Raw genomic sequence first — 20337 nt, forward strand, 5'->3', positions numbered from 1 at the left:
TATGGCTTGAAGATGTTTCTGGATTTTTTTCTGATTAGCTGGTTCCATTGTTGTTGTGAAAATTGATTTCTTCCTATATTTTCATTGATTTTGCCACTATTCAATAGTTCATATGTTCTAACAAAGTTGACATGCTCCCCAATATATTTATAATCTTGCTTTTTATTGACAACATCTAAGACTGAACGGATCGGCTGTTCAAAATAAACCCGTTTGTGGCGTTCTAATTCTTCTAATTCAACAGCTTCTACTTGGTCAGTTTCTCGCAGCCGTCTAAGATGTTCTTTAGGCAGTTCGTGAACTTGTGCTAAAACTTGATGAGTTTCCCGGACATTTTGAGCAGTAAAAATCTGCCATAATTTCAGTTCGTTATAGGCATAGCCGCTAGTATCTAAGCTATCTAACTTGAGATTGCCATAGCGTTCGCGGATTCCTTCTTGATATTTAGTTAAATTAAAATCTACAATAACACCAGCAATTTCTTTTGTATTTATTTCAATCTCAGATAACTTTTGTAATTCTAGGATATGGTGTAAATCTTTTGAATCTAAAAGAAGTTCTTGGACTTGTGTTAAATACTGTTCTGTAATTGATTGCCAGTTAAACTTAGATGGCAGAGGTTTTAATTGCAGCCTGTTCCAACTATCTTCTAGGGTTTTAGCGTCTAGAGATTCACAATTAATATCAAAAGCCTTACCAAGAATTTCTGTAACCGATTTATCGCTGATAAATTTCTGGATGTCTGTGGTGTAGTTTTTAATCTCAGCTTCAGCAAGTTTGCAACGAACCTTTAACTGCTGCTGCATGAGTTGCAAAAATTCCTTTAAGGCTTTACCAGCAGCAATTTCTATGTCTTCCTTCTTAAGTTTCTCGACAATCTTGCCAGGGATGCCTTTTAATAAATCTTTAGCCCAATCTTTAGCAGCATCCTTGGCTAAGTCTTCTAGAATGGGTTTAAAAATCAACCCGGCGGCCTGAGTTACACCCCAAATAGCTAACCAGTCCAGCATAATACTCGCTTCTGTTGAGAGTTTGATTACGAGTATATCCACTAGCTGGAGTAATGTTTCCAGATTTCAGGGTTATTGCAGAAATATCACAGGTATCTAAGAACCTCTCTCTAAATCTCTCTCCTTTTAGGCTACGGTGTACACACAAATATTTGTGTAGTGCATCTGTCCCGCCTCGGAATGAATTCCGAGTCTCATAGCGAAAGTCATCTCAAGATGACTCAATCAAAAATGTATTCCAGTCCACTTCAGTGGACTTTGGCTATGAGCCTGGAACTTTAGTTCTAGGCGGGATGTGGTTGAACATGAAAGCCTTTTAGGAGAGAGATTTTGAATTTTACCTCTTACCGCGTCGTGAAGGGTTTAGGGGGTTAGGTTTTGCGTTGGTTTTTTAGATTAATTGGAAACTGCGATCGCCAAGATTTTCAGTAAAATGTACTAACCACACAGCTAATCCTGATTATGATTCTCTTGCTGAACTCTCTGAGCGATCGCTTCTGCAATTATCCGATTATTCTCTTCTATAGGTTTACCATCTTCAGTAAACATCGATGGATATATAATTGCTTCTGAGTCAGGAGTGCGGCGACTAAATAGGATTTCCAGCGCTTCTATATCTTCCCGATTAGCAAGCACATACGCCCTCAACTCTTTTGTGGACATTTGGGCAAAATTAGGTTTCATTGACAAATCTCCAAGTTCCATCACGAAATATAAGGATTTGTAGCTCATCACCTGCCAAAATAAACACATTGCCAGTTGTGTCACTAAAACGGAATAGCTGAATTTCCCGATAGAAATTAGACAAGTACTGGCAAATAATTACACACATAAGGGCTTGCCGGGTCGTAGGATATATATTATTTTCCTCAATTGTGACACAAATAATATTAAGCCTTAGAGGGTGAAAAATCTCAGTTGCCCTAAATGGCGATGTCTACGACGGGTTGCACCAACGCAATTTTACCCACTACACGCCCAGTTTCACTATAAATATGAGCCGCCGCGAGTTCTTCTAAGGGATATGTGCGATCAATCACCACACGAATTGTACCTGTTTCAATCAATTCTTTCAGATAAACCAAATCCTGAGTGTTGGGTTTTTGCAAAATAAATTTCGCTTTTTGAATGGGAAGGAACGCTGTTAAAACGCTCTCTAAGAAGACTTCGGGACTTGGTAACGTGGTGATATAAATTCCGTTGGGTTTGAGGACTCTTTTCGTTTGTGAGAGCGATCGCTTACCCACTGCATCAAAGATAATGTCATACTGCGCTATATCTTGGGTAAAATCCTGTTGCGTATAATCAATCACGCGGTCACAACCCAAAGATTTCACCAAATCCAAGTTTTTGGTACTGCTAACTCCCGTCACCACTGCCCCTAAAGCTTTAGCAATTTGCACCGCAAAAATCCCCACACCACCCGCAGCACCATTAATCAAAACGGTTTGTCCTGTTTGAATATTTCCCTCATTTCGCAGCGATTGCAGAGCCGTAAGCGCTGCTAAAGGTACAGCCGCAGCTTCTTCATAAGATAAGTTCGTTGGTTTGAGAGCCGCTACATTTTCTGAAACAGCTGCAAATTCGGCATAACCTCCTCCAGGGAAGCTAGTACTGCCATAAATAGCATCTCCTGCTTTAAAGCGGGTGACACCAGAGCCAATGGCTACCACATCTCCCGCCACATCAAACCCCAGAATCTTCGGAAAATTGCTGCCGGTAATCAAACTCAACATCCCTTGGCGAATTTTCCAATCAATGGGATTAACACTACTAGCACGAACTTTCACAAGTAACTGCGTTGGCTCAATTTTCGGCTGTTCCACATCTTCATACTGCAAAACCTCAGCCGCGCCATACCGACGGATAACCACTGCTTTCATTGCATTTCTCCTGCTACCCTGTTTGGCTGAATTAACTCAGACAGCCTGTTTTTCCTGATAAATCTAGTGTAGCGATTTCCTAAAATAGAAATATCAGTCTAAAACTACACCTGTATGCCAGCTAGAGACTTTTATCACAACAATGTCAAAAATGCTTTGATTAAAGACAAATGGACAATTACTCACGATCCACTGGCTCTGAAGTTTGGTAAAAAAGATTTGTATGTTGATTTAGGTGCTAGACAACTGTTAGCAGCGCAAAAAGGGGAATCAAAAATTGCAGTTGTGATTAAAAGTTTTAGCGACAGTTCGGATGTTGATGATTTAGAAAAAGCATTGGGTCAGTATATTTTATATCAGGATATCTTAATTGAATTGGAGCCAGAGCGAATGTTATATCTTGCAGTACCTAACAGAGTTTTTGATGATTTATTTGAAGAACCTATCGGCAAACTGTTACTGAGAAATCATCGTTTAAAGCTGATTACCTTTGATCCAAAACAGGAGGTTATTAAACAATGGATTATACCAAGTTAGACCACTCTGGCTGGAATTCCTAAAGAACACATTGTTCTGGGGTTTCGTCCACCGGAGTTAAGACCCTACACTGGCTATGCAGTTGCTTAAGGTGCGTAGGCGCAGCCCGTCGTAGACATCGCTCTTTAAAAGTTAACACAGAACATTCTCTTTATTCTTCAGTGTTAAATACAACACCTTCATACAGCAATTCAATCGGGCATTCAAATTCAATGCTCGATAGAGTGACGATATCTCCAGCCGTATAGGGATAGTAAAGCCACATCCTACCCTCACCCCGACAGTAACGTTCGACGGAGATTTGTTCCGAGTCAATCAAGATATATTCTTGCAAACTGGGGATTGTCAAATAATAAGTAAATTTTTCACCCCGATCTTTGGCGCTTGTACCTGGCGAAAGAACTTCGGCAATTAGCTTGGGATGTTGGATAAAGTTGCGGGCATTAAGGTCTTCAGGGTCGCAACTGACAATAACATCAGGATAATAGTAGCGGCTCTGGGGAGTGAGTTGCACTTTCACCCCTGACACATTCACTCGACAACCCCTGGAACGCAGATGAGGATGTAAGGCAGTGTACAAGTTAAGTGCAATGTCGTTATGGGGAATTGTACTGCCTGTCATAGCAAATACTTCGCCATTGGCATATTCGTAGTGAATGTCTTGCTGAGGTTCCCATTCCAGATATTCCTCAACGGTCATTTTTGGCGGCTGTTGGGGGATGGTTATCATAACTCAGATTTTTTCAAGCTTGGTTTGATTGTAGCTAAATAGTAAGCGCGGCTTTTGGACAACCTCTCTCCTATAAGAAGAAATATTTTGAATTTTGCCCCTTCCCGTTTTGGGAATGGGGTTTTTTGCTAAGGTTTGTAGTGAGCAATTCAGAAAATTCATTGCGATCGCACAATCATGTTAGATTATAGTTTGTTGTTTCTCTTAAACACAAAATCCCACAGTTTCTTACCCATCTCCTCATTGTGGGAATGAAAATAACGAGTTAAAAGTTAAGTTTTTTGAAAATGATATGCAGCAACACACCTATTTTCATTACCTCACATCGCTTATCAGACAAGACTTAGAACCACAATTGAACATCATTGTCAAAGCAAAAATTAAAAAAATATGAATTGCATTTTTACCCTCAAAAAAATGATATGTTAGATACAGAATTGAATTTCGCACGTTTCTGGAGTAGAACGATGTAGACTACTCCAGTTTTTCACCCTCAAACCCTTGGCATTTAATGCTTTTGACGGAACTTGAGGGCACTCTGAGTACACATTTAAATAACCCAAACCCAGTTGTAATTAGATTAAATTTCCATGCTGGGGTTGGGTTTTGACTGAGTACAAAGAAATCCTGAACCCCTATATATAAACACTAGAACCCCAACCAAAAAATACTAGAACCCCTACCCGAAAAAAACTTTTTTAATTCTTGTAATGCTTGAAGAATTAGGGTTTTTAGTATTTGAGTACAAAAGTAATAAATCCAATAAATTCTATCCTAGAGAGACGCAACATCTGGCTGGGAGACGGCTGCTATAAATCTTATATCGCCAATCACCCAACGCTCTGAAACAAAACAAAGCGAAGAGTGAGTGGAGGGATGACATAGCACCATGCCTGAAGTGAAGAGAAGTCGCGGCTGTAAGCACAAATTCTACCCAAGAACCGAACGTTGACACACACCAGCCGAACATCAGATATCTATCGCCTGTCTGACTTGAAAACAAGTCGCCCTCACCCAAGGGTTTGCAGGCAGTGTGGAAGACGCGACTTCAATTCTGGGCATGAAAGAGTAGCAACAGCATCTCCCACAGTGGCAGCCAAGTCCACCGACCTTTTGCGAAACTCAATGACATCACCGTCTACACGACTCCTCAACTCCAACGCTACGGAATCGCCAACCCAAGCAAAATCAGGTGGTTGCGGCTGTGACAGCACCACCAGCACCACCGTGGAAAGGGACGAAAAGCTCCAAGAACGCATTGCTAAACATCCCTGCTACAGCGAAGACGCTCATCACCACTACGCCCGGATGCACGTTGCAGTTGCTCCAGCTTGCAACATTCAATGCAACTATTGCAACCGTAAATATGATTGCGCTAACGAAAGCCGTCCTGGAGTAGTTAGCGAATTGCTAACACCAGAAGAAGCAGCACATAAAGCTTTGGTCATTGGTGGTAAAATTCCCCAAATGACAGTTGTGGGAATTGCCGGCCCTGGCGACCCATTGGCGAACCCAGAAAAAACCTTCCGCACATTTGAGTTGATTGCAGCGCAAGCACCAGACATCAAGCTGTGCTTATCAACCAATGGTTTAATGCTCCCAGACTACATCGATCGCATTAAACAATTAAATATAGATCACGTTACGATCACCATTAACATGGTAGATCCAGAGATCGGTGCTAAGATTTATCCTTGGGTTCACTACAGACGCAAGCGCTACAGAGGTCTTGAAGGCGCAAGAATTCTCCACGAAAGACAGATGGAAGGATTGCAAGCCCTGAAAGATGCTGACATCTTGTGCAAAGTCAACTCCGTGATGATTCCCGGAATTAATGACCATCACTTAGTCGAAGTGAATCGAGTCATCCGTGAGAAAGGTGCATTCTTGCACAACATCATGCCATTGATTTCTGCACCAGAACATGGCACACACTTCGGTTTAACCGGTCAACGCGGCCCCACACCCAAAGAACTCAAAGAAGTTCAAGACAACTGCTCTGGTAACATGAAAATGATGCGTCACTGTCGCCAGTGCCGTGCCGATGCAGTCGGATTGTTGGGTGAAGACCGCAGCCAAGAGTTTTCCAAAGAGAAATTCTTGGAAATGGCTCCCGAATATGACATGGAACAACGCGCTACTGTTCACGACGGAATTGAGAAGTTTAAAGAAGAACTTAAAGTAGCCAAAGATAAAGCGCTAGCTGGTAAGAAAATTGCCAACAGTCCGAAAGTTTTAGTTGCAGTAGCAACCAAAGGCGGCGGATTAGTTAACCAACACTTCGGTCATGCGAAAGAATTCCAAATTTACGAAGTGGGTGGAGACGAAGTTCGCTTTGTCGGTCATCGCAAAATTGACCAATACTGCCAAGGTGGATACGGCGAAGAAGCTTCCTTTGAGCATATTATGAAAGCGATCGCAGATTGCAAAGCAGTTTTAGTTTCCAAGATTGGTAACTGTCCTCAAGAAAAATTGCAAGAAGCTGGAATACAGACAATTGAAGCTTACGACGTGATTGAAAAGGTTGCTTTAGAGTTTTACGAGCAATACGTTAAGGAATTAGGGAATAACGAATAGGGAGTAGGGAGTAGGGAGTAGGGAATTTCAATATTTACCACTCACCACTCCCCAGTAGAGACGCGATTAATCGCGCCTCTCCCACTCCCCATTCCCCACTCCCCACTCCCCATTCCCCAAAAGGAGAATAAATCATGGCTTACCAAATTCTTACTAGCCAGTGTATTTCCTGCAATCTCTGTCTAACAGTATGTCCCACAAATGCAGTTAAAGTGGTTGACGGACAGCACTGGATTGACCCCGAACTTTGTACAAACTGTATTGGTAGCATTCATACTGTGCCTCAGTGTAAAGCTGGATGTCCCACCTGCGACGGTTGCGTTAAGCAGCCTAGCGATTATTGGGAAGGCTGGTTTACCAATTACAACCACGTAGTCGCTAAATTAACAAATAAACAAGATTACTGGGAACGTTGGTTTAACTGCTATTCCCAAAAATACTCTGAGCAGTTGCAAAAGCGCCAACCCCAAATAATTCGTAATTCGTAATTCGTAATTCGTAATTGAAGACAACAATGCAAAATAACTGCATCTATCTCGATAATAATGCAACCACTAAGGTAGACCCAGAAGTTATAGAGGTAATGCTACCTTACCTTACAGATTATTACGGCAATCCCTCCAGTATGCATACCTTTGGTGGGCAAGTCGGTAAAGCAGTGAGAACAGCAAGAGAACAACTTGCAGCCATCCTGGGAGCCGATGAGTCAGAAATTGTCTACACAAGTTGCGGTACTGAGGGAGATAACGCGGCGATTCGAGCCGCACTGTTAGCGCAACCAGAAAAGCGACATATCGTCACTACACAAGTTGAACATCCAGCAGTACTCAATGTCTGCAAACAATTAGAAACCCAAGGTTATAGTGTTACCTATCTATCAGTAAATCATCAAGGGCAGCTAGATTTAGATGAACTAGAAGCTTCCTTGACGGGTAACACCGCCCTGGTGACGATTATGTATGCTAATAACGAAACCGGGACGATTTTCCCGATTGAGCAAATTGGGTTGCGCGTCAAAGAATCTGGTGCTATCTTCCATGTAGATGCGGTGCAAGCAGTGGGAAAAATCCCCTTAAATATGAAGACTAGCACCGTGGATATGTTAACCCTGTCTGGTCACAAGCTGCACGGCCCTAAAGGAATTGGTGCTTTATATATTCGGCGCGGAGTTCGGTTCCGTCCCTTCATGATTGGGGGACACCAAGAACGTGGACGTAGGGCGGGAACAGAGAATGTTCCAGCAATTATCGCCTTGGGCAAAGCTGCGGAACTAGAACTGTTACACTTGGAAGAAGCCACCACAAGAGAAAGAAAGCTGCGCGATCGCCTCGAACAAACTTTACTCGCTAAAATCCCCGATTGTGTCGTTAACGGTGACGTTACGCAGAGATTGCCAAACACAACCAATATCGGCTTCAAGTACATCGAAGGTGAAGCAATCCTACTGTTATTGAACAAATACGGTATCTGTGCATCATCCGGTTCTGCTTGTACCTCCGGTTCTCTCGAACCCTCCCACGTCCTGCGGGCAATGGGCTTACCCTACACAACTTTGCACGGTTCAATTCGCTTCAGTCTTTGTCGCTACACCACAGAAGCCGAAATCGATCAAGTAATAGAGGTAATGCCCAGTATTGTAGAACGTCTACGCGCCCTCTCACCCTTCAAAAATGATGAGGCAGGTTGGTTGCAAGGACAAGAACAAGCACTAGCGCATCGTTAATTAATTAGGGAGTAGGGAGTAGGGAATAGGGAGTAGGGAATAAAGAATTTACTACTCACCACTCCCCACTCCCCACTCCCCCACTCAGCACGGGCTAAACGCCCCGCTACCGCTAACAGCACTCAGCACTCAGCACTTAATAATATGTGGGACTACACCGATAAAGTATTAGAACTGTTTTACGATCCCAAGAATCAGGGAGAAATTGAAGAAACGGGCGAAGCTGGAGTTAAGGTTGCAACGGGTGAAATCGGCAGCATTGCTTGCGGTGATGCTCTAAGATTGCACCTAAAAGTGGAAGTAGAATCTGATAAGATTCTAGATGCTCGTTTTCAAACCTTTGGTTGTACTAGTGCGATCGCATCTTCTAGTGCATTAACCGAAATGGTCAAAGGTTTAACCTTAGACGAAGCTCTGAAAGTGTCCAACAAAGACATTGCAGATTACCTGGGTGGTTTACCAGAAGCAAAGATGCATTGCTCTGTCATGGGACAAGAAGCGCTAGAAGCCGCTATCTATAATTATCGTGGCATACCTCTAGCTACCCATGATGATGATGATGAAGGTGCGTTAATTTGTAGTTGCTTTGGGATCAGCGAGGCCAGAATTCGCCGCGTCGTTCTAGAAAATAATCTCACTGGTGCCGAAGAGGTAACAAATTATGTGAAAGCTGGTGGCGGATGCGGTTCCTGTCTGGCGAACATTGATGATATAATAAAATCAGTTCAACAGGAATACGCCTCACCTGCTCTCAACGATTACGGCGTAAAAGTTGCCACAGAAATTGTCACCTCTAAGCAGCGATCGCTAACTAACGTCCAAAAGATTGCTCTAATTCAAAAAGTTCTTGATGAAGAAGTCAGACCCGTACTCATTGCAGATGGGGGAGACGTAGAACTCTATGATGTCGAAGGCGATCGCGTGAAAGTTGTACTGCAAGGTGCTTGCGGTTCCTGTTCTAGTAGTACAGCAACTCTAAAAATTGCGATCGAAGCCAGATTACAAGATCGTGTCAGCAAGAGCCTTGTAGTCGAAGCAGTTTAGGAATTGCTTTCTTGACTTAACCCACTTTACAAATACGCCCTAATATGCCTTCAGCCAGGAACAGAAAGTAGGATTTGAACCATATAATTGTCTCCACTCAATGCTTCAATCCTACCGACAACCGATAGCTAAATTAGCTATGACGGCTAACAGCATATAGGCTTCATAGATTAAGCAGCCTACTTGCGAATTTCATCATCCAACTCGCTTCAAAGGAACAGGATATGAGTACATTGTATGACAAGCTGGGCGGACAACCAGCTATTGAACAAATAGTAGATGAACTCCACAAACGCATTGCGACAGACAGCCTCCTCAATCCCATTTTTGCTGGTACAGATATGGTTAAGCAACGTAATCATCTAGTTGCTTTCTTATCTCAAATATTTGAGGGTCCAAAGCAATACACCGGTCGTCCAATGGACAAAACCCACGCTGGAATGAATCTACAGCAACCACACTTCGATGCGATCGCCACGCATCTGGGTGAAGCAATGGCTGTGCGTGGAGAGTCAGCAGAAGACACCAAAGCTGCACTAGAGCGCGTCTCAAATTTAAAGGGCGCTATTTTAAACAAGTAATAGGACTTAAGCATTGATTGTTGACAAAATCAAGTCCTATTTAGTTTTTCAAACTGAAACACATTACGACGTATTTGTAAATTGCGTAATCTCTTAGTCGTTAGTCACAACAAATGATTAATGACTAAGGACAAAAGAAAAAAAATTTAACCAGGAAATATATGTACTTGCTTTCGATCATTTTAGCTGTAGAGCGATCGCCCCCGGCGACGTTCTATATACCCTCACTGCTGTAGCTCAACAGGTGTGAGAGCCAACAAACAAAAGAAAACCCACCAACCAATTGCAGGATAACACGAATCATGACTGACGAAAAAATTAGACAGATAGCTTTCTACGGTAAGGGCGGTATTGGTAAATCTACCACTTCCCAAAACACCTTAGCAGCTATGGCAGAAATGGGTCAACGCATCCTGATCGTCGGTTGCGACCCGAAAGCTGACTCCACCCGTTTGATGCTGCACAGCAAGGCTCAAACAAGCGTTCTCCAATTGGCTGCTGAACGAGGCGCTGTTGAAGATATAGAACTCCATGAAGTAATGCTGACCGGCTTCCGGGACGTTCGTTGCGTAGAATCTGGTGGTCCAGAACCCGGTGTAGGTTGTGCTGGTCGTGGTATCATCACCGCCATCAACTTCTTGGAAGAAAACGGTGCTTACACAGACGTTGACTTCGTATCCTACGACGTATTGGGTGACGTTGTGTGCGGTGGTTTTGCTATGCCTATTCGTGAAGGTAAAGCCCAAGAAATCTACATCGTGACATCAGGTGAAATGATGGCGATGTACGCTGCTAACAACATCGCTCGTGGTGTTCTCAAGTATGCTCACACTGGTGGCGTGCGTTTGGGTGGTCTGATTTGTAACAGCCGTAACGTTGACCGGGAAATCGATCTCATCGAAACCCTGGCAAAACGGTTGAACACCCAAATGATTCACTACGTACCCCGTGACAACATCGTTCAACACGCAGAATTGCGTCGGATGACTGTGAACGAGTACGCACCTGATAGCAATCAAAGTCAAGAATATCGCGCATTAGCCACGAAGATTATCGAAAACAAGAATCTCACCATCCCCACACCTATTGAGATGGAAGAGTTGGAAGAGTTGTTGATTGAATTTGGTGTTCTCGAAAGCGAAGAAAATGCTGCAATGTTGATTGGCAAGAGTGCTGCTGAAGTTCCTGTAGTATAATTCGCTGCTAATAAATAATGCTTTAGCACAAGGAAAAAGGAAAGATATCAATCTTACCTTTGACCTTTGCTCCTCTCGCCTACATCTCCCCCCTAACCTTAGAGGGGACTCCTAGTCCCCCTATGCCCCGATCCTTACAAGTCACAGAGGCTAAGTATGACACCTCCAGAAAATCAAAACATCATCGAAGAAAGAAAAGAACTAATTAAAGAAGTTCTCAGTGCTTATCCTGAAAAAGCTGCTAAAAAGCGCGAAAAACACTTAAACGTATACGAAGAAGGTAAGTCCGATTGCGGCGTTAAGTCTAACGTTAAATCCCTTCCTGGGGTAATGACCGCTCGTGGTTGTGCTTACGCCGGTTCTAAAGGTGTGGTCTGGGGTCCTATTAAGGACATGATCCACATCAGCCACGGGCCTGTAGGTTGCGGTTATTATTCTTGGTCTGGTCGTCGTAATTACTACATCGGTACTACAGGTATTGACTCCTTTGGTACCATGAACTTCACCTCCGACTTCCAAGAACGAGATATCGTCTTTGGTGGAGACAAGAAACTTACCAAACTCATCCAAGAACTTGATGTACTTTTCCCACTCAACCGTGGTGTTTCCATTCAATCTGAATGTCCCATTGGTCTAATTGGGGATGACATAGAAGCTGTTGCTCGGAAGACATCGAAAGAAATTGGCAAGCCAGTTGTACCTGTGCGTTGCGAAGGCTTCCGGGGTGTTTCTCAATCTTTGGGTCACCACATTGCTAACGACATGGTTCGTGACTGGGTGTTCACCAAATCCGACCAAGCCAAGAAAGACGGTACACTCAAGTTTGAAGGTACCCCTTATGACGTAGCCGTTATCGGTGACTACAACATCGGTGGAGATGCTTGGGCTAGCCGCATCCTGTTAGAAGAAATCGGCTTGCGCGTAGTCGCTCAGTGGTCAGGTGATGGCACCCTCAACGAAATGTTGATGACCCCCAATGTGAAGATGAACCTCATCCACTGTTACCGGTCGATGAACTACATCAGCCGTCACATGGAAGAAGCTTACGGTATACCCTGGTTGGAATACAACTTCTTCGGCCCCACCAAGATTGCTGAATCTTTACGGGAAATTGCTTCTAAATTTGACGAGACAATCCAAGCAAACGCTGAGAAGGTAATCGCCAAGTATCAGCCAACAATGGATGCGGTAGTCGGTAAGTACCGCCCCCGCTTAGAAGGTAAGACTGTTGCCATCATGGTTGGTGGTCTACGTCCTCGCCACGTTGTCCCAGCCTTCCTAGACTTGGGCATGAAGATGATTGGTACAGGTTATGAGTTCGGTCATAACGATGACTACAAACGTACCGCTGGCTACATCGAAAACGGCACCATCGTTTATGACGACGTTACCGCTTACGAATTCGAGGAATTTATCAAAGCGCTGAAGCCTGACCTAGTAGCTTCTGGTGTGAAAGAGAAGTACGTCTTCCAAAAGATGGGTCTACCTTTCCGTCAAATGCACTCTTGGGATTACTCCGAACTTGGTCATTGAGGCTGGAAGTCACGTAATGCAATGTTTTTTAGCGGCGGTAGAAAAAAGAGCCTATTTCTAGCCTAAATGCCAGTTGCAGGGTTATCTAGAAATAATCTATTTTGATGCTTCAGATAGTATAACTCTTATGGAGTCTGGTTTTTAGATTTCGCTTGCATTCTGCTTAAAGAAAAACTGTAAAATAAAAGACTATTTTTAATGACGATTTTTTAGATTAAATGGTGACGCAGCTACGCCCGTCGTAGACATCGGCTCTACCCCTTTATAGACTGCACAACCAACGAGAAATAGATGCGACTTGGTTCTCTTTATTTAGGTTAGCAGCGTTACTGAGAGTGCCGTTTTCCAATTGATTCCAGATTTCGCCTGCCATCCTTCTGGCGATCGCTGATCCTACGAAGAAAGTAAGAGGTGAATGCCCTACTCTAGAAAATGCTTCACGTATACGATTTAGTGCTGCTTGTGCAGTTTTCCAATGCTCATCTGCGCCTGCGGGATCTATACCCCCTTTAAGTTCACCAAGGGCGATAACGTATGGCGCAACTACAGATGGTTCAATGGCGCTAGATTTGTTGGCTACTAACTGTGCTGGGTTGAGGTTAAACAAACATAGATCCACATTACTTCTAACTAGCGGGACAGTCAGGTTATAAATTAGTGTGCGCTCGCCAATCTCGCTTTCCCAAGTTATTCCCCGTAAAGATAACTCAATTTCTGAGTCATTATTTGTCATCGCTATCCACTTTTTACTCTTTGAGTGTTGCCAGTGGTATCTTGTACCAGCGATCGTGAGAGTAGAAAGAATTGCACGAGTCAGCTTTCTTTGTGCCAACGCCCCTCCAATATTTCGCATTGAGCCACCAAGTGTGTCACCACGAGTCAGCAAAAATCTAAAAACCAATTCCTCTGCAAAGTTTGCACCTGCTGGTTCAAGAAAATTTTTGATCAGACCATTTAAAGCTTCTACCTTATCCTCTGACATCAGATGCGCTAGAGATTTGTCAGATAAGCCTGCCGCAGTTAACAGTCCCATCTCAATGCCCTTAATCTTTAGTAATTCAACAGGACTCTCAGCTTGAGCAGCAGCTTCTTTAAGTGCCCTTGCTTCTGCTACATAGGGTGTAGCACGTCGATTTTTCTCCAGGGCAAGAGCTACAAAACCTACACGGATTGCTTCATAAGTTGTTATGAGATCATCAATGGATTGAAGATGATTACGATAAGAACACATAAGAATTCGAGTTATGGCTTTTTCCACACATAAACGCACTTCCGCAATGGATCGCGTCCATGATTTCCCATTTGCTGGCTACTATTACCCTTATCACTTGGCAAAACAAGAATATTTTCAATAACAAAACCTAGCTGTTGGGCGAAATCAGAGAGAATCATATCTACTGAAATGCTTGCGCCTGCATAGCGAACATTGTCGTTAACCAGGAATAAAAGTGCCCCTGGTTTAAGAACACGAAAACATTCTTGTATTACACACGCCATCTCATAAAAATACCCTCTGACCATTCTTGGTATATTATTGTTATTCAACACACCTTTTGCTTTTTGGTTATCTAGATATTTTAAGATAGCCTGCAACAAATTCTGTGAATCAGCAATAGTTAAGGCTGTTTTCCAGTCTGAGTTAATAGTCAATAAATCTTTGGGACGATTTTCAACAGTACAACTTAGCATTTCCTGACGAAGGTTAATTAACTCCTTTTCAGAAATACCAAGTAGAGCTAGTTCTAGTGCATAAGTGCGAGTATAGTCGTATCGATTGCAATAGGGTGGGGATGTAATAATTGCATCATATACAGAATTGGCTAGGCACGGCATAATCTCAAGACAAGATCCTCCATAAAGGTTAATTTGACCTTGAGAATTTTTAATTGGAAAAAGCTCAATTTGTTGTGTAGAAGGCACTAAATCATCAATAATTTCACTTATTTTATTGGTGATCGCATTATCAAACTCTAGAATTTCGCCTTTATTGAAAGGTTTTTTACTCTGTCCACGACCAGAACGATAATCCCAACGGAGGTACTGTCCATCTTTACGTGTGTAACTTATAGATTCTAAAACACACAGTAAGACAAAGTTTAAAACTGCTTGTACTCTACTATTTTCTTGTTTACAAGCTTCAAGATACTGCTCAATTGCATTTCTAGTTAGTTCAGCATAAGCTCCTTTTGTAATTCTCAATTCTGGTAAGTTTTTTTTCTGATCGCACTGCTTCCAAACCTGTAATTTTGACCAAGTTTTTATCCTCTCGAAATCTTCAGAACTAAATTCAGAATCTAAAAGCTTTTTAGCATTAATTATTTGTTGGCCAATGGGCAATAATTCAATGCCGTCAGCATCAATTCCAGTTTCTTTAACAGCAAATAGCGCAGTTCCACTGCCTGCAAATGGATCTAAAATCTTGCCTTGAGTAGTTTTATATTGTTGCAATAAATATTCTATAAGAGATGCAGAGAAAGCTTCTTTATATTTGTACCAACGATAGATAGGTCTAATTTTGTTAGCTTGAAAACTAACTATAAGTCGTGTCAATGAGGGATCAACCAAAAATTTATTCTGGAAGCGCCGATGCAGTTGCCTATCAAGGTTGTCAATTTCACCTAAACCATCACTTTCCACTTCAGACACGGTATTGGAGACACTTGCTAGGCTGACCACAGATGAATGTTCCTAGAGAATTAACTTGTCAAGCTAGTATAGTTCTAAATTTTAGGGGTAGATATATGATTGGCACAAACTTTACAAAAAGTCACTGTATATTTAGGTAGCCAGTCATAGCGATGTCTACGACGGGCTATGCCTACGCCCCAACTCAACAACACGCCACTGCATACTTAGAGATTGTGTGTGAGATGCCTAAAAAGTAGACTGTTGGTGCGATCGCGTGATCAGGGGATGTGATGTCTACGACGGACTACGTCTACGCATTAAACTGTCCAATCCTCAATTAACAATCGGGGTATCTTGCTGAAATGCCGATGATTGGGCGTTAATAAAACTAATTTACGAAATAGTGCGATCGGCGTAGCCCGTCGTAGACATCGCAGTAAAAGAAGTAGACTGTTGTTGCGATCGCCTTCATCTAATAACTTTTTACTTTTGCCCCATTTGGTGAGCTTCTGCATAGATTCGCAGAGCACAAAAAAATACAAAGATTGAACAAATTGAGCCTATTTCATTTTTGGCAGCAGCCCAACGATTTGCTGGTTGTGTTGATGGTGGTCTCGGTGATTTGGCGACGAACAAACAGTATCTTGAAGGTTTAGGAACTGAGTGAAGCAGCGAGTCATCATCGATACGGGACCATTAGTAGCTTTTATTAATCGCAGAGAGCATCTTCATGCCTGGGTAATTAATACCTTAGCTACAATTGAGCAGCCTTTACTTACTTGTGAGGCTGTGATTGTAGAGACTTGTTTTTTGTTGCGAAATATTTACGGTGGTCAGGAAACGGTGATGTCTTTAGTGGACGAGGGAAAGATATTAATTTCGATGTGCTTGAGTGAAGAAGTAGCAGTCATTAAAGAATTGCTGCGCCAATATCAGTCAGTTCCTATGTAGTTAGCAGATGCGTGCTTGGTGAGAATGACAGAGCTGTATCCTGAAAGTGAGTTACTAACAAGCGATGTCTGCGACGGGCAACGCCTACGCATAACAAAGATTATCTGTGAGATGCACTTATGAGTAGACCGTTGGTGCGATCGCCTTTACTCGACAACATTTAGGGATTGTGTGTGAGATGTATAACAAGTAGACTGTTGGTGCGATCGCCTTGTTGCAGGGCGATGTTAAGCTGTTTTAGACTTAGAAAGATGCTACGCAGTTTATAATCACTATGAGCTATCACGACATTATTACAATTGAGCCTGATAAGCGAGGCGGTAAACCTTGCATTCGACGGATGCGAATTACCGTGTACGATGTTCTCGGCTGGTTGGCATCTGGTATGTCTCATGGGGAGATATTAGACGACTTCCCTGAATTAACAGAAGAAGACATTAGAGCAAGTCTAGAATTCGCTGCTGACCGTGAACATCGTTTAATTGCTTCTCTACCAGACGCTACGCAAACGGTAGGTGGTGTTTGAAGCTGCTTTTTGATCAAAATTTGAGTCGCAAGCTAATAACTCAATTAGCAGACATTTTCCCTGATTCCAGTCACGTTCAGTTTCATGGGCTGGAAGTGAAGACTGATACTGCAATATGGGAATTTGCTAAAACCAATGACTTTTGCATCGTAACTCAAGATGTAGACTTTGCCGAAAGAAGCCGTTTGTACGGTTCTCCGCCTAAAGTTGTATGGCTACATTGCGGAAATCTACCAACAAAACAAGTTGAATCTCTACTTCGTTCTTGGGTGGAGGTAATTCACGAGCTTCTGAATAATCCAAGTCTGCATTGCCTAGAATTGTACTAAAGCTTTGCTTTTGGGAAATTGTCTGTGAAATGCACAATTAAGTAATCCGTCATGCGATGTCTACGACGGGCTTCGCCTATCCTTCAACTCAAAAGTAGATTCATCCGCTTGTGAGAACAAACTGTTACACAAATTAACTACTGAATTTTTGAACAATTGTCTGTACAATTGCCAAAATAGCTCCGACGTTATCCAAGTAATATCTTTGCTTGTCAAGCAGAGCCACTTTTTGCGAAAGTTGAAGAAACTGCCATATTTCTCCTGTTGTCACGCATCCATAGACGGGTATTTCTGCTTGTCCAGATGAACGATTGAATAAATCTGCCGCCACCATTTGGGCGATGCACTGTCCTAACCCGGCTTCCACATCATTTTTCTTTGCTTCTACAACAGTGAGAATTGGGGAGCGCAATGGTGGTAAAGGTGGAGCCATTGCTAAAATAAAATCACATTCTCCAATCAAACCTTGTGCAGGATCAACATCAAGTCTTTGTCCTGAGAAAATGGCCAAATTATCTTGGCTGATATCGCGGCAGGCTAGTAGAATCGGTACAATAATAAACTCGCTCCGAGCCTTTTCACTAATTAAAGATAACTGGGTTCGCTTTCCGAGAGTTTCATTTAACCAAGAAGGTATAGAAAGAGGTATAAGCTTAGGAAACAGATCGGCTTCTTGGGTGGTGATTCCCAAAACAGCCGAAACTTTTTCTAGAGTAAAGTCACTGTACGCCATAGTTTTGCGCTGCTTTGAGTATATGACGTTTTCAATAAAAGGGAATTGCTTCTATTTTACCCCTGTTGTAGAGTTGTCTAAGAATTGTGTGTGAAATGCTCCCAAAGTAGCCCGTCGTATTGACTAATTTTCGATAGCACTACCGAGAAATCCAAATTGGTTTGGAGAGGAGCTATAGGCGATCGCAACACCTATAGATAAAGTTTGCCATATTCAATCACAATAGTAATGGCTTAATACACTTGAGGGACAAAGAACTGCTCATTGCGGGGGGCGCGAAGATAATTCTCACCCACAGGTCTAGCCGGAAGTTCTAAGGGAGGAGGTGTCATATCTTCGTAAGGAACTTTGCTCAACAAATGATGAATGCAGTTGAGCCGCGCCCGTTTTTTATCATCCGCTTCAATTGTAAACCAGGGGGCTTCTGGGATATTTGTATAAGCAAACATGGTATCTTTTGCTTTGGAGAATTCTACCCAGCGATTACGTGATTCCAAATCCATCGGACTGAGTTTCCAGCGCCTTGCTGGATCGTGACTGCGAGAGAGAAAACGTTTCTCTTGTTCTTCATCGCTGACGGAGAACCAGTACTTAATTAAAACAATGCCCGATCGCACCAGCATTCGTTCAAATTCCGGGCAAGATTGCATGAATTCTTGATATTCTGCTTCAGTACAAAAACCCATCACTCGTTCAACTCCGGCTCGGTTGTACCAACTGCGATCGAACAGGACAATTTCGCCTGCTGTCGGCAGATGTTGCACGTAACGCTGAAAATACCACTGAGTTTTCTCGCGATCGGAGGGGGTTCCCAGAGCAACCACACGACAGCCACGAGGATTGAGTGGATCGGCAATGCGTTTAATTACTCCTCCTTTGCCGGCAGCATCGCGCCCTTCAAATATTACAACAACCCGATAGCCAACGTGCTTAATCCAGTATTGCATTTTGACTAGCTCAATCTGAAGTTGCTCTAGTTCAGTTTCAAAAGTCTTTTTGGGAATTTTATCAGCAAAAGCTTCAGTGCTACCGTCAAACATCCGTTTGGATTTTTTAGATTTTTTCTTGTCTTTTGTCTTTACCAGGCTTTCTATTAAACCTGTAGCGGGTTGAACTAGATCATTATTTTGCTGGTTTTCAACTTTATCAATTGACATTGCAGTGACTCCATGCGATTGAATCGGCATAATTAGAGCTTATCTATCAAGTATATATTTTAATACGCATTAAGTGTAAATATATACAGATGCTATGATTTGTTTCTCTCCAATTCTCGTAATGGATGGGTTGCAAATAGCAAGTAAGAGCAGCCTTTAAGATTTGGAAAATGTTCGTACAGCTTTTGTGTAGAAACAGCCATAAAATCGGCTTGTCTTTGTCTAGCAAGAGACTGGGTTAAGCTTCCAATTGGATCATGTCCAACAAGAGGTTGATGGTGTTTTGTACCTTCCTTATTTTCTTGTATGTACCAAGGCAGCAACCCAGCTAATCCATTGAGATTTTTTTCTTGGCTAAAAAGACCAAATTCTGGATCAAAATTAAATCTATCTTTTTTATTATTTTTGTTCTGAATTGCCAGAACTCACCTGCGATCATCTGATATGCGGCTTTATATGCCTGTGTTGTATCGGGTGTATCGGGTGTATCTTTATTTTTTACAGATACAGATTTACCCCTTAAATCGTCATTGCTGGCACAGTGATGACACTCATCAATGATGATAATATTGGGTTTAACTCCTCTAGGTAAATCTCTCTTATCACTGCTATCAAGATAGCGTCTAGCAGCGTGCATACTAGCAATACGAATACCTTTTTGACTAATGCGATCGCCATATTCTCTAAAAGAATCTACAACACTAATAATGCTCTCATCGCCAGAATCTTTAATGACGCTACGCAGTTTTTATTTAATTCTTGACCAGTCGCGTAAGCTTTTGAAGCGGATACCCCGGCGATCTAGTACGCTGTTTTCACTGTCGGTTGTTTCAATTGCATAGGCTAGGTGAGTGTAAGCATTGCGATGCGATCGCCGCTACTAGGATCAGCCCAGACAACATCTGCATGATTGCCGTTCTCACATGGAATTTCAAACAGTCTATAGGTCATGTGTCTATCCTGATAAGCTTTTGATGATGGCTAAGTTGCCAATGCTTAATATTAGCAACCTGAGTTCGATATAACAGAAACGCTTGAAAATCAAGCCCAATCAAGGTTCTATCAATTAGCAATTCTTATTGAGAATAGATAGTCAAAATAAACTAATCCAAAAACTGCTATTTTGGGAAATTAAGTTAAATAATTTACTTCAATTAAAAGAATAATTAAACTAACAAAGCAGGTAAATTTGTGACTTC

General features: G+C 42.4%; 22 protein-coding genes and 1 pseudogene. 12 read left to right on the forward strand and 11 right to left on the reverse strand.

What is annotated here, in order from left to right; all coding sequences use genetic code 11:
• The 4 genes and pseudogenes from ACEW80_RS11825 to ACEW80_RS11840 form a co-directional block, all read right to left on the reverse strand.
• Nucleotides 1–1010 (reverse strand): annotated as a pseudogene (locus tag ACEW80_RS11825) (hypothetical protein); the annotation flags it as partial.
• Nucleotides 1011–1460: 450 nt separating this feature from the next.
• Nucleotides 1461–1694 (reverse strand): hypothetical protein, encoded by a 234-nt coding sequence (locus ACEW80_RS11830; RefSeq protein WP_373526761.1) that lies wholly within the window; start codon nucleotides 1692–1694, stop codon nucleotides 1461–1463.
• Nucleotides 1684–1842 (reverse strand): hypothetical protein, encoded by a 159-nt coding sequence (locus ACEW80_RS11835; RefSeq protein ID WP_335151150.1) that lies wholly within the window; start codon nucleotides 1840–1842, stop codon nucleotides 1684–1686. The genes ACEW80_RS11830 and ACEW80_RS11835 overlap by 11 nt, the downstream gene beginning before the upstream one ends.
• A 91-nt stretch (nucleotides 1843–1933) precedes the next feature.
• Nucleotides 1934–2893, reverse strand: a complete 960-nt coding sequence (locus ACEW80_RS11840; RefSeq protein WP_373526762.1) for an NAD(P)-dependent alcohol dehydrogenase — start codon at nucleotides 2891–2893, stop codon at nucleotides 1934–1936.
• Between the two features lie 114 nt (nucleotides 2894–3007).
• Here ACEW80_RS11840 and ACEW80_RS11845 point away from each other — a divergent pair, with 114 nt between their 5' ends.
• Both ACEW80_RS11845 and ACEW80_RS11850 read left to right on the forward strand, forming a co-directional pair.
• Nucleotides 3008–3430 (forward strand): element excision factor XisH family protein, encoded by a 423-nt coding sequence (locus ACEW80_RS11845; RefSeq protein WP_373526763.1) that lies wholly within the window; start codon nucleotides 3008–3010, stop codon nucleotides 3428–3430.
• 15 nt (nucleotides 3431–3445) lie between these two features.
• Complete coding sequence (locus ACEW80_RS11850) at nucleotides 3446–3520, forward strand: element excision factor XisI family protein (RefSeq protein ID WP_334849612.1); 75 nt, start codon at nucleotides 3446–3448, stop codon at nucleotides 3518–3520.
• Between the two features lie 61 nt (nucleotides 3521–3581).
• Here ACEW80_RS11850 and ACEW80_RS11855 read toward each other — a convergent pair whose 3' ends face one another.
• Nucleotides 3582–4160: a Uma2 family endonuclease gene (locus ACEW80_RS11855; protein ID WP_373526764.1), complete on the reverse strand. Its 579-nt coding sequence runs from the start codon at nucleotides 4158–4160 to the stop codon at nucleotides 3582–3584.
• Between the two features lie 1125 nt (nucleotides 4161–5285).
• Between ACEW80_RS11855 and nifB the strand changes: the two genes are divergently transcribed.
• The 7 genes from nifB (at nucleotide 5286) to nifD (ending at nucleotide 12814) form a co-directional block, all read left to right on the forward strand.
• On the forward strand, nucleotides 5286–6737 hold the full coding sequence (gene nifB / locus ACEW80_RS11860) for a nitrogenase cofactor biosynthesis protein NifB (protein WP_373526779.1): 1452 nt from the start codon (nucleotides 5286–5288) through the stop codon (nucleotides 6735–6737).
• A 134-nt stretch (nucleotides 6738–6871) separates the two neighbouring features.
• Complete coding sequence (locus ACEW80_RS11865; protein WP_373526765.1) at nucleotides 6872–7225, forward strand: 4Fe-4S binding protein; 354 nt, start codon at nucleotides 6872–6874, stop codon at nucleotides 7223–7225.
• Between the two features lie 26 nt (nucleotides 7226–7251).
• Nucleotides 7252–8460, forward strand: a complete 1209-nt coding sequence (nifS, locus tag ACEW80_RS11870) for a cysteine desulfurase NifS (protein WP_373526766.1) — start codon at nucleotides 7252–7254, stop codon at nucleotides 8458–8460.
• A gap of 144 nt (nucleotides 8461–8604) precedes the next feature.
• Nucleotides 8605–9504, forward strand: a complete 900-nt coding sequence (gene nifU, locus ACEW80_RS11875) for a Fe-S cluster assembly protein NifU (protein ID WP_373526767.1) — start codon at nucleotides 8605–8607, stop codon at nucleotides 9502–9504.
• A gap of 224 nt (nucleotides 9505–9728) precedes the next feature.
• Nucleotides 9729–10085, forward strand: coding sequence for a group 1 truncated hemoglobin (locus ACEW80_RS11880; protein ID WP_373526768.1), 357 nt, complete (start codon nucleotides 9729–9731; stop codon nucleotides 10083–10085).
• 302 nt (nucleotides 10086–10387) lie between these two features.
• Nucleotides 10388–11281: a nitrogenase iron protein gene (gene nifH / locus ACEW80_RS11885; protein ID WP_196519648.1), complete on the forward strand. Its 894-nt coding sequence runs from the start codon at nucleotides 10388–10390 to the stop codon at nucleotides 11279–11281.
• A 156-nt stretch (nucleotides 11282–11437) separates the two neighbouring features.
• Complete coding sequence (gene nifD, locus ACEW80_RS11890; RefSeq protein ID WP_373526769.1) at nucleotides 11438–12814, forward strand: nitrogenase molybdenum-iron protein alpha chain; 1377 nt, start codon at nucleotides 11438–11440, stop codon at nucleotides 12812–12814.
• A 262-nt stretch (nucleotides 12815–13076) separates the two neighbouring features.
• Here nifD and ACEW80_RS11895 read toward each other — a convergent pair whose 3' ends face one another.
• The 3 genes from ACEW80_RS11895 to ACEW80_RS11905 form a co-directional block, all read right to left on the reverse strand.
• Nucleotides 13077–14045, reverse strand: coding sequence for a type II restriction endonuclease (locus ACEW80_RS11895; RefSeq protein ID WP_373526770.1), 969 nt, complete (start codon nucleotides 14043–14045; stop codon nucleotides 13077–13079).
• 11 nt (nucleotides 14046–14056) lie between these two features.
• Nucleotides 14057–15490, reverse strand: coding sequence for a DNA methyltransferase (locus ACEW80_RS11900; RefSeq protein ID WP_373526771.1), 1434 nt, complete (start codon nucleotides 15488–15490; stop codon nucleotides 14057–14059).
• Nucleotides 15491–15759: 269 nt separating this feature from the next.
• A complete protein-coding gene (locus ACEW80_RS11905; protein ID WP_373526772.1) occupies nucleotides 15760–15957 on the reverse strand; it encodes a hypothetical protein in 198 nt (65 codons plus the stop codon).
• Nucleotides 15958–16105: 148 nt separating this feature from the next.
• Between ACEW80_RS11905 and ACEW80_RS11910 the strand changes: the two genes are divergently transcribed.
• The 3 genes from ACEW80_RS11910 to ACEW80_RS11920 all read left to right on the forward strand — a co-directional run bounded on the left by ACEW80_RS11910 (nucleotide 16106) and on the right by ACEW80_RS11920 (nucleotide 17248).
• The gene (locus ACEW80_RS11910; RefSeq protein WP_373526773.1) at nucleotides 16106–16393 is read left to right on the forward strand and encodes a type II toxin-antitoxin system VapC family toxin; all 288 of its coding nucleotides are present in this window, start codon (nucleotides 16106–16108) and stop codon (nucleotides 16391–16393) included.
• 274 nt (nucleotides 16394–16667) lie between these two features.
• The gene (locus ACEW80_RS11915; RefSeq protein ID WP_373526774.1) at nucleotides 16668–16919 is read left to right on the forward strand and encodes a DUF433 domain-containing protein; all 252 of its coding nucleotides are present in this window, start codon (nucleotides 16668–16670) and stop codon (nucleotides 16917–16919) included.
• Nucleotides 16916–17248 carry a DUF5615 family PIN-like protein gene (locus tag ACEW80_RS11920; protein WP_373526775.1) on the forward strand — a complete coding sequence of 111 codons (333 nt, stop codon included), beginning with the start codon at nucleotides 16916–16918 and terminating at the stop codon, nucleotides 17246–17248. The genes ACEW80_RS11915 and ACEW80_RS11920 overlap by 4 nt, the downstream gene beginning before the upstream one ends.
• 133 nt (nucleotides 17249–17381) lie before the next feature.
• Here ACEW80_RS11920 and ACEW80_RS11925 read toward each other — a convergent pair whose 3' ends face one another.
• The 3 genes from ACEW80_RS11925 to ACEW80_RS11935 all read right to left on the reverse strand — a co-directional run bounded on the left by ACEW80_RS11925 (nucleotide 17382) and on the right by ACEW80_RS11935 (nucleotide 19775).
• Nucleotides 17382–17981 carry a hypothetical protein gene (locus ACEW80_RS11925; RefSeq protein ID WP_373526776.1) on the reverse strand — a complete coding sequence of 200 codons (600 nt, stop codon included), beginning with the start codon at nucleotides 17979–17981 and terminating at the stop codon, nucleotides 17382–17384.
• Between the two features lie 233 nt (nucleotides 17982–18214).
• Entirely contained in the window at nucleotides 18215–19138 is a 924-nt protein-coding gene (gene ppk2 / locus ACEW80_RS11930) for a polyphosphate kinase 2 (protein WP_373526777.1), read from the reverse strand.
• Between the two features lie 328 nt (nucleotides 19139–19466).
• Nucleotides 19467–19775, reverse strand: a complete 309-nt coding sequence (locus tag ACEW80_RS11935) for a hypothetical protein (protein WP_373526778.1) — start codon at nucleotides 19773–19775, stop codon at nucleotides 19467–19469.
• Nucleotides 19776–20337 lie beyond the last annotated feature (562 nt).

It is taken from the genome of Nostoc sp. (genome assembly GCF_041747015.1).
Taxonomy (GTDB): domain Bacteria; phylum Cyanobacteriota; class Cyanobacteriia; order Cyanobacteriales; family Nostocaceae; genus Nostoc.